This window comes from Fusobacterium sp. JB019 (assembly GCA_030673965.1).
GTDB lineage: Bacteria > Fusobacteriota > Fusobacteriia > Fusobacteriales > Fusobacteriaceae > Fusobacterium_B.
Genome location: JAUTCN010000002.1, coordinates 301,997 through 316,550, shown reverse-complemented (window position 1 = coordinate 316,550; position 14,554 = coordinate 301,997). Strand labels below are relative to the sequence as shown.

General features: G+C 26.8%; 16 protein-coding genes. 15 read left to right on the top strand and 1 reads right to left on the bottom strand.

What is annotated here, in order from left to right:
* Positions 1 to 17: 17 nt before the first annotated feature.
* The gene (locus tag Q7K47_01755; protein ID MDP0505929.1) at positions 18 to 893 is read right to left on the bottom strand and encodes a LysR family transcriptional regulator; all 876 of its coding nucleotides are present in this window, start codon (positions 891 to 893) and stop codon (positions 18 to 20) included.
* A gap of 287 nt (positions 894 to 1,180) precedes the next feature.
* On the opposite strand from Q7K47_01755, the gene Q7K47_01750 reads away from it, so the two are divergent.
* The 15 genes from Q7K47_01750 to hisIE all read left to right on the top strand — a co-directional run bounded on the left by Q7K47_01750 (position 1,181) and on the right by hisIE (position 14,541).
* A complete protein-coding gene (locus Q7K47_01750) occupies positions 1,181 to 2,368 on the top strand; it encodes a mandelate racemase/muconate lactonizing enzyme family protein (protein ID MDP0505928.1) in 1,188 nt (395 codons plus the stop codon).
* A gap of 26 nt (positions 2,369 to 2,394) precedes the next feature.
* Positions 2,395 to 3,573, top strand: coding sequence for a PatB family C-S lyase (locus Q7K47_01745; GenBank protein MDP0505927.1), 1,179 nt, complete (start codon positions 2,395 to 2,397; stop codon positions 3,571 to 3,573).
* Between the two features lie 16 nt (positions 3,574 to 3,589).
* Positions 3,590 to 4,552: a tripartite tricarboxylate transporter substrate binding protein gene (locus Q7K47_01740; GenBank protein MDP0505926.1), complete on the top strand. Its 963-nt coding sequence runs from the start codon at positions 3,590 to 3,592 to the stop codon at positions 4,550 to 4,552.
* Positions 4,553 to 4,612: 60 nt separating this feature from the next.
* A complete protein-coding gene (locus Q7K47_01735; protein MDP0505925.1) occupies positions 4,613 to 5,041 on the top strand; it encodes a tripartite tricarboxylate transporter TctB family protein in 429 nt (142 codons plus the stop codon).
* Positions 5,042 to 5,050: 9 nt separating this feature from the next.
* Complete coding sequence (locus Q7K47_01730; protein ID MDP0505924.1) at positions 5,051 to 6,532, top strand: tripartite tricarboxylate transporter permease; 1,482 nt, start codon at positions 5,051 to 5,053, stop codon at positions 6,530 to 6,532.
* A gap of 15 nt (positions 6,533 to 6,547) precedes the next feature.
* A complete protein-coding gene (locus Q7K47_01725; GenBank protein MDP0505923.1) occupies positions 6,548 to 6,916 on the top strand; it encodes a hypothetical protein in 369 nt (122 codons plus the stop codon).
* A gap of 401 nt (positions 6,917 to 7,317) precedes the next feature.
* Positions 7,318 to 8,277: an ATP phosphoribosyltransferase regulatory subunit gene (locus Q7K47_01720; protein MDP0505922.1), complete on the top strand. Its 960-nt coding sequence runs from the start codon at positions 7,318 to 7,320 to the stop codon at positions 8,275 to 8,277.
* Between the two features lie 2 nt (positions 8,278 to 8,279).
* The gene (gene hisG, locus Q7K47_01715) at positions 8,280 to 8,903 is read left to right on the top strand and encodes an ATP phosphoribosyltransferase (protein ID MDP0505921.1); all 624 of its coding nucleotides are present in this window, start codon (positions 8,280 to 8,282) and stop codon (positions 8,901 to 8,903) included.
* A gap of 13 nt (positions 8,904 to 8,916) precedes the next feature.
* Positions 8,917 to 10,203 carry a histidinol dehydrogenase gene (gene hisD, locus Q7K47_01710; protein MDP0505920.1) on the top strand — a complete coding sequence of 429 codons (1,287 nt, stop codon included), beginning with the start codon at positions 8,917 to 8,919 and terminating at the stop codon, positions 10,201 to 10,203.
* Between the two features lie 19 nt (positions 10,204 to 10,222).
* Complete coding sequence (hisC, locus tag Q7K47_01705) at positions 10,223 to 11,269, top strand: histidinol-phosphate transaminase (protein MDP0505919.1); 1,047 nt, start codon at positions 10,223 to 10,225, stop codon at positions 11,267 to 11,269.
* On the top strand, positions 11,256 to 11,834 hold the full coding sequence (gene hisB / locus Q7K47_01700) for an imidazoleglycerol-phosphate dehydratase HisB (GenBank protein ID MDP0505918.1): 579 nt from the start codon (positions 11,256 to 11,258) through the stop codon (positions 11,832 to 11,834). The genes hisC and hisB overlap by 14 nt, the downstream gene beginning before the upstream one ends.
* Positions 11,835 to 12,437, top strand: coding sequence for an imidazole glycerol phosphate synthase subunit HisH (gene hisH, locus Q7K47_01695; protein MDP0505917.1), 603 nt, complete (start codon positions 11,835 to 11,837; stop codon positions 12,435 to 12,437). It begins immediately after the preceding gene.
* The gene (gene hisA, locus Q7K47_01690) at positions 12,434 to 13,153 is read left to right on the top strand and encodes a 1-(5-phosphoribosyl)-5-[(5-phosphoribosylamino)methylideneamino]imidazole-4-carboxamide isomerase (protein MDP0505916.1); all 720 of its coding nucleotides are present in this window, start codon (positions 12,434 to 12,436) and stop codon (positions 13,151 to 13,153) included. The genes hisH and hisA overlap by 4 nt, the downstream gene beginning before the upstream one ends.
* A complete protein-coding gene (hisF, locus tag Q7K47_01685) occupies positions 13,135 to 13,893 on the top strand; it encodes an imidazole glycerol phosphate synthase subunit HisF (GenBank protein ID MDP0505915.1) in 759 nt (252 codons plus the stop codon). The genes hisA and hisF overlap by 19 nt, the downstream gene beginning before the upstream one ends.
* Before the next feature lie 9 nt (positions 13,894 to 13,902).
* Entirely contained in the window at positions 13,903 to 14,541 is a 639-nt protein-coding gene (hisIE, locus tag Q7K47_01680) for a bifunctional phosphoribosyl-AMP cyclohydrolase/phosphoribosyl-ATP diphosphatase HisIE (GenBank protein MDP0505914.1), read from the top strand.
* Positions 14,542 to 14,554 lie beyond the last annotated feature (13 nt).

Genomic DNA, 14,554 nt, shown 5'->3' with positions numbered 1-14,554 from the left:
TTCTCCTTTTTAGAATATTATTTTTTAAATCTCTTGATGAAAAATTCTTTTATTTGTTTTGTATCTCTATATAAAGAAATGTTTTTTTTAGTAACAATAGAGATATTAGCAGTAATGTCTTCTTCTAAAGGAATAGCAACAATATTATCTTCTTCTGAAATAGCTGACCTTATAAGAAGTGCAGAAGCAATACCAGAATTAATCATAGTTTTAATAGTACCTAATTGGTTAGTAGTAAATAAAATTTTATTATCAAGATTCCTTTTTTTTATTTCTTCTTTAAGAATTTTACTTACGAAAAAAGTATCTCCGAGCCCGACATGTTTTTCATTTATTGCATCTTCAAGTTTAATAGATTTTAAATTAGCATATTTATGATTTTTCTTTACACATAAGCATACCTTATCCTTGAATAAAGGTTCAATTAAAAGTTCACTTGAAAAATTTTCAGGAATACCAGTTATAGCTATATGAATTTCTTCGTCTAGCACTCTTTGGACAGTGCTTATTCCTCCAGTTTCAAATATTTCAATTTTAATATCTTGGAACTGATTTTGAAATTCACTAAAAATAACAGGTAACATTAAAACACCTATTTGCAAAGGAATACCAATTTTAATATATTTATATTCATTTAAAAAATCTTTAGTTTCTTCGAGTAAACTATCATAATGTTTAAGAAACTCATTTGTTTTATTTAAAAAAAATTCACCTTCTTTGGTGAGGATGATTTTAGATTTTGAACGTTTTAATAAATTAATATTAAGATCTTTTTCGAGATTTTTTAATGATGTAGTGAGAGCTGGTTGAGAAATATATAGTTTTTCAGCAGCTTTAGTAATACTTTTATAAATACAAATCCCTTGAAAATGCTGAAGCTGTTTAATGGTCATAAAATTCTCCTTTGATACAATATACTTGACTAAATTTGTTCTTGTTAATTTTTTTAGTCCAATTGATGTACTTTATCCAATAATACACTATTTATCTGTCGTTGTCTATATAATAAATTTTTTTTATAGGGTTATTCATTTAAAATATTTTACAAAGAGTTCTTTTATCGTTATAATAGTCTCACAAAGGTACTTATAAGACCGAAGAAGAATTGCTTAAGTTTATGTTTAATTGTTTTTTATAAAATAAAAAATAAAAAAAATTTATATTAAACGAGGAGAAAAAAATGAAAATAACAGATATTAGAGTAATACGAGCAAATAAATTTATTTATGTAAAAGTAATGACAGATGAGGGGATTTATGGTATAGGAGAGAGTGGAGCTTGGGGATTTTTAGATGCTTCAGCAGAAGCTATTGAAAGCTTTAAATCTTATTTAATAGGGAAAAATCCACTGAATATTGAACAGCATTGGCAATATTTATATAGATGCTATCACTTTAGAGGTGCAGCAGTAATGGCTGGAATTAGTGCAATAGATATAGCTTTATGGGATATAGCAGGAAAGAAATATAACACTCCGATTTATAATTTATTAGGAGGACAGTGCAGAGAAAAAATAAGAGTTTACTATCACGTTAGTGGAGAAACTGATGAGGAGTTATTTGCAAACTGTTTAAAAGCAAAAGAAGAAGGCTATACAGCTATTGGACATTTATCACCATTTCTTGATGAACCGAGAAGCAAAAGATTTTATTCATCATATGCAAATGTAGTGAATGAAGCAGTTGAAAGAATTGGGCATATTAGAGAACTTGTAGGTAATGATGTAGATTTATGCTTGGAATTACATAGAAGAATGAAGCCTCATGAGGCAGTAGCTTTTTCTAAAGCAATAGAAAAATATACTCCAATGTTTTTAGAGGATCCTATTATACCAGATAATTTTGATTCTATGGGGTTGGTAGCTAGTAAGAGTAATGTTCCAATAGCAACAGGAGAAAGAATTCACACTATTCAAGAATATGAAATGTTATTTTCAAGAGATGCTATGGGATATGCAAGAGTAAGTCCTTGCTTATGTGGAGGATTTACAGGTGCTAAAAAAATTGCAGCATTAGCTGAAGCAAGAGGAATATTAGTGGTTCCTCATAATCCTCTAAGTCCTGTAAGTACAACTGTTTGCATGCATTTAGCAACAGCTATTGATAATTTTGCAGTATTAGAACTACCAGATCACAGTACAGTATCTGCAACGGAAAGATTTTGTAGTACAAACTCAGTAGATTTTAATTCATTTAAACAAAGTGATATGGTTACATGGGTTCCAAATGCAGATCAAGGATATGTGAAGTTAGAAGGAAAACCAGGATTAGGAATTGATTTAGTAGAAGGAATAGAAGAAAAATTTCCCTACCAAAGAAGAGAAATAAATACTCGATTGAATGTTGATGGTTCGGTTGTAGATCAATAAAATAAAGTTCTTTAAAGGAGGGTGTAATGAGTTTTGAATTTTTTAATAATGATCCAAATAGAAAAGGGAATACAAATGCTAAAAAATATAGTCCAGAGAAAACTAAAGAAGATCAAATTTCAATGTGGATAGCAGATACAGATTTTTATTCTCCAAAAGAAATAACTGAAGCTTTAATAAAAAAGGCATCTGTAGGACATTTTGGATACGAATATAATACTTATGAATTTGAAAAAGCAGTAGCCAATTGGATAAAAAAAAGATTTAATTATGAAATTAATCCAAATTGGGTAAGTTATTCAACAGGAGTAATAAATGGAATAGCTTTTGCTGTTCATGCATTAACAAGTTCAAAAGATAGGATATTAATTCAAACTCCTGTATATCAAAATTTTAAAAAGACAATAGAACTTAATGGAAGGGAGTTAATAAAAAACCCATTGGTTTTAAAAAATGGAAGGTTTGAAATTGATTTTGAAGATTTAGAGACAAAATTGAAAGATGAAAAAGTAACTATGATGATACTTTGTAATCCTCATAATCCTTCAGGAAGATGTTTTACAAGAAAAGAATTAGAAAAAATAGGAAATTTATGTACTTCGAATAATGTTTTAATAGTGTCTGATGAAATACACCAAGATATTATTTATCCAGGTCATAAACATATAAATATATCAAGTATAAGTATGGAAATAGCTAATAATTGTATAACATTTATAAATCCGAGTAAAACTTTTAATATAGCAGGTTTATTTACAGCTGCATGGTTTACTCAAAATAAAGAAATATTTAAAAAAATGGATGAAAAACAAATAGCCCATAAAGCTATATGTAGAAATGTTTTTGGTGAAGTAGCATTAATAACTGCATATAATGAATGCGATTATTATGCAGATGAAATGATGGCATATTTGACAGAAACTAGAGAGATAGTTAAAAAATATGTGGATGATCATTTAGAGGGAGTAAGTTTAATTTGGCCTGAAGCTACTTATTTATACTTATTAGATTTTACAAATGTAGGTTTTGATACTCAAGAACAATTAGTTAATTTTATAGAAAATGAAGCAAAACTATATTTAAATTCAGGAACATTATATGGAGAAGAGGGAAAAATGCTTATGAGAATAAATGTGGGGGTACCTCATAAAACAATTTATGAAGCATTGGAGAGATTAAATAAAGCTTTAATTAGATTAAAATAAAAGGAGGAAAAGAATTATGATTAAAAAAGGATTGCTATTAATAGGCTTAGCTACATTGATGTTTGTGGGGTGTGGAAAGAAAGAAAATAAACAAGGAGTAATAAAGAATTTTCCAGAAAAGAATATTAAAATAATTGTTCCATTTGCAGCAGGTGGTGGAGTGGATACAAACACAAGGATATTAGCAGATGTAGGCTCAGATTTAATGAATGGATATAAATTTATTGTGGAAAATAAACCTGGAAGTGGAGCTATTGTTGGATTAACTTATGCTAAGAATGCTAAGCCAGATGGATATACTTTAGGAGCAACATCTTATTCTATGATTAGTAAACCGATCTTAATAAAAGACTCAACTTTTAAGACTGAAGATTTTAGTCCAATAGCTTTAATGACAACAGATGGAACAGTTTTAGCTGTACCAACAAATTCTCCTATTAATACATTTAAAGATTTTATAAAACTATCAAAAGAAAAAGAAATTACTGTAAACACATCAGGATTTAAAGGTGGACCGCATATTGCAGGAGTAAAAATTTCTAATGCAATAAATTCAAAACTTAATTTTGTACATACTGATGGAGCAACAGTTCAAATACCTCAATTATTAGGTGGGCATATAGATGCAGGAATATTAACCGTTGGTGAAGCAGAAAAATTATATTCTGATCATAAAATAAAAATACTAGGAGTTACAACAGCTGATAGAAGTCCCATTCTAAAAGATATTCCTACTTTTAAAGAATTAGGATATAATGTTCAATATGAAGTATTTAGAGGATTTAGTGCCCCTAAAGGAACTCCAAAAGAAACATTAGATAAATTAGAGAAAATATTTAAAGATATTATTACAAGTGATGAGTTTAAAACAAAGATGGAATCAGCGGGTAATTTAGTTAATTATAAAGGTCAAAAAGATTTTAAAGAATTAGTAAAAAATGAAAGTGAGTCATTAAAAGCAATTGAAAGTCAATTATAAATAGTTCTTATTATCAAGGAGAGTTTATCTCTCCTTGATTTTTAAAAAGGAGAAGAAAATATGAATAAAAAAATTATTGATATTATTCTTAGTATTTTAGGTATATTATTTGGAATATATATATGCGTAGGTACTAAAAACAGTGTAGTAGGAATAGAAAGTATATTTCCTTACTTAATAGGTGGCGGAGTTATTTTAACATCAATTATTTTGCTATTAGTTACATTGAAAGAAAATAATAATGAGAAATTAAAAGATAAAAACTATAAAGTTGTAGGAATAATGATTATATCTTTAATAGTGTATTCAATAGCTATAGAATATGCAGGTTATTTGATATCAACATTTATTTTATGTGCTTTAATTCTTTTTATGTTATCAGAAAAAGTTAATTTAAAAAGAACTGTTATTGTATCCTTAGGTACAACAATTATAGTATATAGTTTATTTAGTTTTGTATTAAAGGTCCCATTACCAAGTATTTTTTAAGGAGGAAAAATGGAACATATATTATTAGGTTTTTCAAGTGTTTTAAATCCTACAAATTTACTAGTATTAACATTTGGAGTTATGTTAGGAATGCTTGTAGGTGCTTTACCAGGATTAAATGACACAATAACAATGGCAGTTTTAATTCCTATTACTTTTGGAATGGCTCCTCATGTTGCATTATGTTTGTTGGTAGGAGTTTATACAGCTTCTTGTTATGGTGGATCTATTCCTGCAATTTTATTAAAAATACCAGGTACAGCAGCATCATTAGTAACTACATTAGATGGATATCCTATGACAGAACGAGGAGAAGCAAATCAAGCTTTAGGAATATCTATTTCTAGTTCAGTTTTTGGAGGAATATTTAGTTCATTGATATTACTATTTTTTGCTCCTATTTTAGCAAATCAAGCTTTAAAGTTTGGCCCTCCAGAATACTTTATGTTAGGTGTATTAGGAATAAGTAGTGTACTAGGAATGGCTACAAAAGATATTATGAAAAATATAATTAGTTTATTTGTAGGGTTATTTATATCACTAGTTGGTATAAGTGCTCAAACTGGTACTACAAGATTTACTTTTGGAAATTATAATTTATTTTCAGGCGTTCCTTTTGTTCCAGCGTTAATCGGTTTATTTGGAGTGGTATCATTATTAAATATTCTTGAGAATATAGGGATGAAACAAGAACAAATTAAGAAGCCAGGAAAGATTGGTTCTGTTTTAATAAGTAAAAAGATGGCAAAGAAGCTTTTGCCTACATGGATAACATCTAGTTTAATAGGAAGTGGATGCGGAGTACTTCCAGGAGCAGGTTTCATTATGGCAGTATTTATGTCTTATGATTTAACAATGAAAAGATTAAAAAATAAAGTATTTGGAACAGGTATAGATGAAGGAATAGCAGCTCCAGAATCTGCAAATAATTCTGTTGTAGCAAGTTCAATGGTACCTTTGTTATCTTTGGGGATACCAGGAAATTCAAGTTCAGCTTTATTTTTAGGAGCTTTAACAATTCAAGGTGTAAAAGCAGGTCCTGCATTATTTACAGATTATCCTGGTGTAGCTTTTCATATAATGGTTAGTTTTTTAGTGGCTAATATAATAATGTTTCCTTTAGGCGTAATATTTTGTAGACATTTTGCAGGTATAATTTTAAATTTACCTAAAGATATATTAGCAGTTGTAGTAACTATATTATGTGTTACAGGATCATATGCTATATTAAATAGTGTTTTTGCAATTTATTTGACTATTTTCTTTGGTATTTTAGGATATTTGTTTAATAAAATATCTTTGCCTTTATCGCCACTTATTCTTTGTATGATACTTGGTAGTATGATGGAAAAGAATTTTATTCAAGCGTTAACTATTTCTAATTATAATTTTAAAATATTCTTATCAAGTGGGATTTCTATAGGGCTATTCTTATTATCTATGTTATTTATAATGATGCCTATTATAAAAAATATAAAAAAAAGAAAGTAATATAAGGAGAAAATAATGGTACAGTCAAATCCAAATAATAGTTATCCGAAAACAAAGATTATAGGAGATATACTAGTAGTTTATAATGTGATTTATAAGGAAAAAAAATCAAAAAATAATGTGAAAGATTATTTAGCAAAACAAATAAAACAAACATTAGACGATTCATTAAAGATATTAAAAATAGCAAAAATTGAACCTAAAAATATAGTGCGGTCTAAAATTACTTTATCAGATATTGAGGGCAAAAATACTGTTTTTGATATACATAAAGTTTACTTTTTAGATGAAATAGATCAAAAATTAGAAATACAAATTTGTAAATTAAAAGAAGATATTTTAGCCAAGATAGAAATAACTTTTTATCTTGGCTTTAATGGTTAATTTTCTATAAAACAAAGGGTGCCTGTTAATCAGCACCTTTTTTTTATTTTAATTTTTTCATAAATTTTCTTGAAAATTAGAAATAAAAATGTTATACTCTTCGAAATACTTTTAAAGTAATAACAAGTAAAGCAAGCAAAGGAGAGATTATAATGAAAACACTACTTTTTAAAGAATTAAATTTACAATTTGTCAAAAATCTAGCTTTACAATTTCATAGCCATCATCATAAAGATAAGGGTTTGTAATAATGAACATAAAATAGTTCATAGATACAATCCCAAATTTTGTTACTGAATTTCGGGATTATGTCTATGATGATTTACATACTGTAAAGCCATATAGGGATAACCTATATGGCTTTTTTATTTTTATTTTATTTTTACTTAGGTGGTGACATAATGAAATTTACACAAATTAAAGATGAATTGAACTATTCATCTAAAAAATATCAATTAACAAGAGAAATAGAGGATATATTTATAAATTTTAAATATATAAAATTAGAACCCTCGATTTTTGAAGATTATGATGATTTTACCTCAATTAATCAGAGAATAAAAAAAGAAAAAATAGTTAAGGTTATTAATAGTAATTCAAAAATTTTAATTTTAAGGCCTGATATTACAATGAATATAATTAAAAAATTAATACCTAGATGGGAAGATGATATTAAAGTTAAATTGTTTTATAATTCTTCAATTTTTGTAAATGAGTCAAATACTAATATTAAAGAATTTTCTCAAATGGGGGTTGAGTATTTAGGAGAGGATTCCATAGATGCTGATATAGAAATTATTCAACTGGTTTTTAAAATTTTAAAAAAATATAATAAAAATTTTCTGTTAGAAATAGGGAATAGCAAATATATCAATGGATTATTAGATGAGACTTATTTAACAAAAAGTTCAAAATTAAAATTAAAAGATTTAATTTATAAAAAAAATAAAAACGAACTAATTAAATACGTTAGTAATTTAAATTTAAAAAAAGAAATTAAAAATTTACTTTTCAATATTTTAGATTTCCAAGGAAATATGGAGGAAGTAATAATTAAAGCAGAAAAGTTCTATATGAATCAAGCTATGAAAAATTCTATAGCAGAAATTAAAAATTTTAAAAAAATAGTGAAAGAATATGATTATTTAAAATATATACATCTTGATTTATCTTTAATTACAGAACTAGATTATTATGATGGATTAATATTTAAAGGCTATTATGAAAATTCTTATGCAGAAATTATTCGTGGTGGAAGGTATAATCTTTTAACACAAATATTTAATATTAATAGCCCTGGCATAGGATTTTCTATAAATTTAGATGAACTAATTAAAATATTTTATAAGGAGGGTGAATAAAATTGGATTTTATAACAATTGCTATTTCAAAGGGAAGATTAGGAAAGCAAACACATAAAATATTAAATAAAATGAATATGGGAGATGCTATAGATTTAGATTCAAGAAAATTAATTTTTAAAGATGAAAAAAATAAAATAAATTATATCTATGTAAAACCTTCTGATGTAATTACGTATGTTGAAAAAGGTGTTGCTGATTTAGGAATTGCTGGAAAAGATAATATTTTAGAAAGCAATACTGATGTTTATGAAGTTTTAGATTTAAAATTTGGAAAATGTAAGTTTTCAATAGCAAGCATAAAAGAACAAAAGATCTATAGTAAAAATAATGTTTTAAAAGTTGCCACTAAATATCCTGAAATAACAAAAAAATATTTTGAAAATAAGCAACAAAAAATTGAAATAATAAAACTTAATGGTTCAGTGGAATTAGCACCTTTAGTTGGACTAGCAGATGTAATTGTAGATCTAGTTGAGACTGGTAACACATTAAAAGCAAACGGATTAGAAACAATAGAAGATATGTTTAACATTAGTGCTAGGCTTATATGTAATAGAATAAGCTATAGGTTCAATTATGAGCGAATTCAAAATATCATTAAATTATTAGAAATAAATTTATAATAGGAGGAATATCATGATTAAAATAATAGATTCTCAAAAAGAAAATATATTTTTAAAAAATCTTTTAGATAGAAATCAATTTGAGTATGAAGATATAAATAAAATAGTAAGTGAAATTTTAAATGATGTTAAAATCAGAAAAGATGAGGCTTTGAAAGAATACACATTAAAATTTGACAACATAAAAATAAATAACTTTCTTGTATCAAAGGAAGAAATAGAAAATGCATTAAATAATATTGATGAAGACTTAAAGATAAGTCTTATTAAAGCAAAAGAAAACATTGAAATTTATCACAAAAAACAAATTAAAAAATCCTATGAAATTTCTAATAATAAAGATATTATCTTAGGTCAACTGATTAAACCTATAGAAAAAGTTGGAATATATGTTCCTGGTGGAAGTGCTTCTTATCCATCAACTGTTTTAATGAACGGAGTACCTGCTAAACTTGCAGGGGTTAAAGAGATAATAATGATTTCCCCACCAAATGAAGAAGGTAAAATAAAAGATTCTATACTTGTTGCTGCTTATATTGCAGGTGTAGATAAAATTTATAAAATTGGAGGTGCTCAAGGAATAGGGGCATTAACTTATGGAACTGAAAGTATTCCTAAGGTAAATAAGATAGTAGGTCCAGGAAATATTTTTGTCACAATAGCAAAGAAAAAAGTCTCTGGTTATGTTGGAATTGACATGATTGCAGGTCCTAGTGAAATTCTAATAATTGCAGATAAAGATGCAAATCCTAAATATATAGCTGCTGATTTAATTTCTCAAGCAGAACATGATGAAATGGCGGCTTCCATACTAATTACTGATTCTTTAACTCTTTCAGAAAAAGTAATAACAGAACTAGAAAAACAAATTTCATATCTTGAAAGAAAAGAAATAATAAAAAAATCTCTTGATAATTATGGAGCAATAATATTAACAAATTCATTGGATGAATCAATAAATATTGCTAATGAAATTGCCCCAGAGCATTTGGAAATATTAACAAAAAATTTCTTTGAAGTATATCCAAAAATTAATAATGCAGGTGCAATTTTTTTAGGTGAATTTTCTCCTGAACCATTAGGTGATTATTTTGCAGGAACAAATCATATTCTTCCTACTAGTTCCACTGCTAAATTTTCTTCTCCCTTAGGAGTAGATGATTTTCTAAAAAAAACTTCTTTGATTTACTACAGTAAAAAAGCTCTTATGGAAGCAAAAGATCCTATTATAAGAATTGCAAATGAGGAGGGTCTTACAGGACATGCAAACTCTATAAAAGTTAGAGTAGAAAATAAATAAAAAAGGAGGGATTATAAAAATGATGAAAAATAGCATAAAAAATTTAACTGGGTATAAAACATGTAATTTGCCTTTTACTATAAAACTTGATGCAAATGAAGGAAAAAATATTTTATTAGAAAATATAATTAAAGAAGGTTTAAAATTTAATGGAAGTTTTAATTTAAATTATTATCCAGATAATGAAGCTCATCTTTTAAAAAATGAAATAAGCAAATATGTAAATATTCCAAGTGAAAATATTATAGTTGGGAATGGATCTAGTGAAATGATTGAGCTTGTTATAAAAGCATTTGTAGATAAAGATGAAATTATTGTAAGCCCTATACCTTCATTTAGTATGTATTCAATATTTAGTCAGATTTATTCAGCTACTTTTATAGGTCTTCCTTGTAATGAAGATTTTTCAATAGATATGGATAAAATTATTCAAAAAGCAATTGAAATTAATCCAAAGGTAATATTTATATGCAATCCTAATAATCCAACAGGATTTTTATTAAATACAAACGATATTGAAAAACTTATTTTAAATACTAATGCAATTATAGTAATTGATGAGGCCTATATGGAATTTGCAGAAGGTTCAATGATTGAAAAAATATTTAAGTATAAAAGGTTAATAGTTTTAAGAACATTATCAAAGGCTTTAGGACTTGCAGGTATCAGACTTGGTTATATGGTGGCTAATAGAGATATTCTTGAAATAATAAATAGAGTTAAATCTCCGTATAATTTAAATTCAATTACTCAATATATAGGGGTACAAGCCTTGAAAAATAAAAATAAAATTTTCAATTATATTAAAGAAGTTAAAGATGAAAGAGAATTTTTATATTCTCAGCTAAAAAATTTAGGTATTAAAGTATATCCTTCTTCTGGAAACTTTATATTTTTTAATTCTGATATAGAAAATTTATATGAAAAACTTGTAGCTAAAGGAATATTGATAAGAAAATTTAATGAAGATCTTAAAGGTTATTATAGAGTTTCGGTTGGAAATAAAATTGAAAATAAAATTTTTATTGAAAATTTAAAGGAGGTAATAAAATATGAGAATAGCTAAAGTAGAAAGAAAAACTCTTGAAACAGATATTATAGTGGAAATTAATCTTGATGGAAGAGGGGAAAGTAATATTGATACAGGTATAGGTTTTTTAGATCATATGCTTACGTTAATGGCTTTCCACGGTTCCTTTGATATGAATATAAATTGTATAGGAGATATTTATGCTGATGATCATCATACAGTTGAAGATATAGGAATTGCTTTAGGAGAGGCTTTTAATAAAGCTTTAGGAGATAAAAAAGGAATAAAAAGATATTCTAGTATTTTTATTCCTATGGATGAAGCCTTAAGTCATGTTGTTTTAGATATAAGCAATCGTCCTTATCTTGTATTTGATGTTGATTTTAAAAGGGAAAATCTTGGAAATATGAGTACTGAAAATTTCAAAGAATTTTTTAAAGCTTTTACTAATAAAGCAGGTATAACTCTTCATGTTAAGCTTTTATATGGAGAAAATGATCATCATAAAATAGAATCTATATTTAAAGCCTTTTCAAGAACAATGAGCGAAGGAACTAAAATTGTATCTGATAAAATACCGTCATCAAAGGGGGTTTTATAATTGAATATTATAATAGATTATGGACTAGGAAATTTAGAATCTGTATTTCAAGCTTTTGAAAATCTTGGAATAGAAACTAAAATTTCAAATGATCCTAAAGAAATATCTAATGCTAGTTCTCTTATTCTTCCTGGAGTAGGAGCATTTAGAGATGCTATAACTGCATTAAAAGAAACTAACTTAATACCTTTAATAAAAAATCATATAAAATCAGGAAAATTTTTAATGGGAATTTGTCTTGGAATGCAACTTCTTTATGAAAAAAGCTATGAAAATGGAGAATATGAAGGATTAGGTTTAATTGAAGGGAGTATTGAAAAGCTTAATACAAGTCTAAAAATTCCTCACATGGGTTGGAATAGCCTTAAATTTAAAAAAGATGATGAAATATTAAAATATATAAATGAAGATGCTTATGTTTATTTTGTGCATTCATATTATGCTAATTCATCTAATGAGGAGCTTATAGCTTATAGTAATTATGGACAAGTAGTACCTGGAATAGTTAGAAAAAATAATATTTATGGTATTCAATTTCATCCTGAAAAAAGTTCAGATGTTGGTCTGAATATATTAAAAGCATATGGGGAGATGATAAAATGATAATATTTCCTGCTATTGATATAAAAAATAATAAAAGCGTGAGACTTTCTCAAGGAGATTTTAATAAAATTAATGTCTATTCCAATGATCCATTTAATATGGCTGTTAAATGGAAAAATCAAGGAGGAAAATTTCTTCATTTAGTTGATTTAGATGGTGCTAGAAATGAGGAAATCATTAATAGAGAATCAATTGAAAAAATTGCAAAAAATATAGATTTACCTATCCAAGTTGGTGGAGGAATTAGATCTGAAAAAAGAGTTGAAGAATTACTTAAGATTGGAGTTCAAAGGGTTATTGTAGGAACTATTGCAATTGAAAATAAAGAATTATTAAAAAGATTAGTTTCAAAATATCAAGATAAAATAATAGTATCCATAGATGCTAAAGATGGTAAGGTAGCTCTTAGAGGTTGGGAAGTTATAAGTGAAGTAAACTCTTTAGATCTTTGCAAAGAACTTGAAATAATAGGTGTAAAGACTATAGTTTATACTGATATATCAAAAGACGGGATGCTTCAAGGACCTAATTTTGAAATATATGAAGAACTATCTAAAAAAACTTCATTAAACATTATTGCTTCAGGGGGAATTACCTCAATTGATGATATTAAAAAGCTTAATGAAATGGACCTTTATGGTGCAATAATTGGGAAAGCTCTTTATAATGAAAATTTGAAATTAAAGGATGTGATAGAATGCTTGCCAGAAGAATAATACCATGCCTAGATGTTAAGAATGGAAGAGTTGTTAAAGGTATGAAATTTAAAAATTTAAAGGATGTTGATAGTCCTGAAAGCCTTGGAAAATATTATAGTGATTGTGGTGCTGATGAACTTGTATTTTATGATATAACTGCTTCAAATGAAGAGAGAAAAACTTCTTTAGAATTTGTTTCAAAGGTTGCAAAAAATATAAACATTCCTTTTTCTGTGGGAGGAGGAGTTTCTTCAATTGATGATTTTACAAATATTTTAAGAAAGGGGGCAGATAAGATTTCTATTAATTCTGCTGCTGTTAAAAATCCGCAATTGATAGAGGAAGCATCTTTAAAATTTGGTGCTCAATGTGTAGTACTATCCATAGATGCTAAAAAAAATAATAAAGGTTCCTGGAATGTATATGTAAAAGGTGGTAGAGAAGATACGGGTTTAGATGCTATAAAATGGGCTATAAAAGGAGTAGCTCTTGGAGCAGGAGAAATAGTTATAAATAGCATTGATGAAGATGGTATGAAAAGAGGATATGATGTGGAACTACTTCAAAAAATAACTGCTGCTGTAACTGTTCCTGTAATTGCTTCTGGTGGTGCAGGAACTTTGGAAAATTTTTATGAAGCTATACAATATGCCAATGTTGATGGATTACTTGCTGCATCAGTATTTCATTTTGGAGAAATTAAAATTAAAGATCTTAAAAAATATTTAAAAAATAAAAAAATAGAAATTAGACTTTAGGAGGTTAGCATGAATATTAATGATATAATAAATGAAATTAAATTTGATAGTAAGGGTTTAGTACCAGCCATAGCTCAAGATGTGGTTACTGGTAAAGTTTTAATGCTCGCTTATATGAATGAAAATGCAATTAGAAAAACATTAGAGGAAAAAATAGCCTATTATTACAGCCGAAGTAGACAGGAACTTTGGAAAAAAGGAGAGACAACAAAAAATATCCAAAAAATAAAAGAATTTTACTATGACTGTGACAAGGATACTATTTTAATTAAAGTTGAACAAATTGGAGTTGCTTGTCATACTGGAAATTATTCTTGTTTTTTTAATGAAGTTTTAAATGAGGTTGAAGATAAGACTATTGAAAACAAAGAAGATGTTTTAAAAGAACTATATTTAAGTATAACAGATAGAAAAAATAATCCAAAGGAAGGTTCTTACACAAATTATTTATTTAGAGAAGGAATTGATAAAATTTTAAAAAAAGTTGGTGAAGAATCAGCAGAAGTTATTATAGCCTCTAAAAATGAAAGTAAGGAAGAAATGATTTATGAAATAAGTGATTTAGTTTATCACCTTATGGTTCTTATGATCAATCAAGGGGTTTCCATTGAAGATATAAAAAAAGAACTTATTAAAAGAAGAAAATAAATTATAAGGAGAA

Excerpts from the sequence above, each read along its gene's own strand:
- hisC (MDP0505919.1), top strand. The coding sequence starts at position 10,223 with ATGATGAAAAATAGCATAAAAAATTTAACTGGGTATAAAACATGTAAT.
- Q7K47_01745 (MDP0505927.1), top strand. The coding sequence starts at position 2,395 with ATGAGTTTTGAATTTTTTAATAATGATCCAAATAGAAAAGGGAATACA.
- hisA (MDP0505916.1), top strand. The coding sequence starts at position 12,434 with ATGATAATATTTCCTGCTATTGATATAAAAAATAATAAAAGCGTGAGA.
- Q7K47_01755 (MDP0505929.1), bottom strand. The coding sequence starts at position 893 with ATGACCATTAAACAGCTTCAGCATTTTCAAGGGATTTGTATTTATAAA.
- hisB (MDP0505918.1), top strand. The coding sequence starts at position 11,256 with ATGAGAATAGCTAAAGTAGAAAGAAAAACTCTTGAAACAGATATTATA.
- Q7K47_01750 (MDP0505928.1), top strand. The coding sequence starts at position 1,181 with ATGAAAATAACAGATATTAGAGTAATACGAGCAAATAAATTTATTTAT.
- Q7K47_01730 (MDP0505924.1), top strand. The coding sequence starts at position 5,051 with ATGGAACATATATTATTAGGTTTTTCAAGTGTTTTAAATCCTACAAAT.
- Q7K47_01735 (MDP0505925.1), top strand. The coding sequence starts at position 4,613 with ATGAATAAAAAAATTATTGATATTATTCTTAGTATTTTAGGTATATTA.
- Q7K47_01740 (MDP0505926.1), top strand. The coding sequence starts at position 3,590 with ATGATTAAAAAAGGATTGCTATTAATAGGCTTAGCTACATTGATGTTT.
- hisIE (MDP0505914.1), top strand. The coding sequence starts at position 13,903 with ATGAATATTAATGATATAATAAATGAAATTAAATTTGATAGTAAGGGT.
- Q7K47_01720 (MDP0505922.1), top strand. The coding sequence starts at position 7,318 with ATGAAATTTACACAAATTAAAGATGAATTGAACTATTCATCTAAAAAA.
- Q7K47_01725 (MDP0505923.1), top strand. The coding sequence starts at position 6,548 with ATGGTACAGTCAAATCCAAATAATAGTTATCCGAAAACAAAGATTATA.
- hisF (MDP0505915.1), top strand. The coding sequence starts at position 13,135 with ATGCTTGCCAGAAGAATAATACCATGCCTAGATGTTAAGAATGGAAGA.
- hisD (MDP0505920.1), top strand. The coding sequence starts at position 8,917 with ATGATTAAAATAATAGATTCTCAAAAAGAAAATATATTTTTAAAAAAT.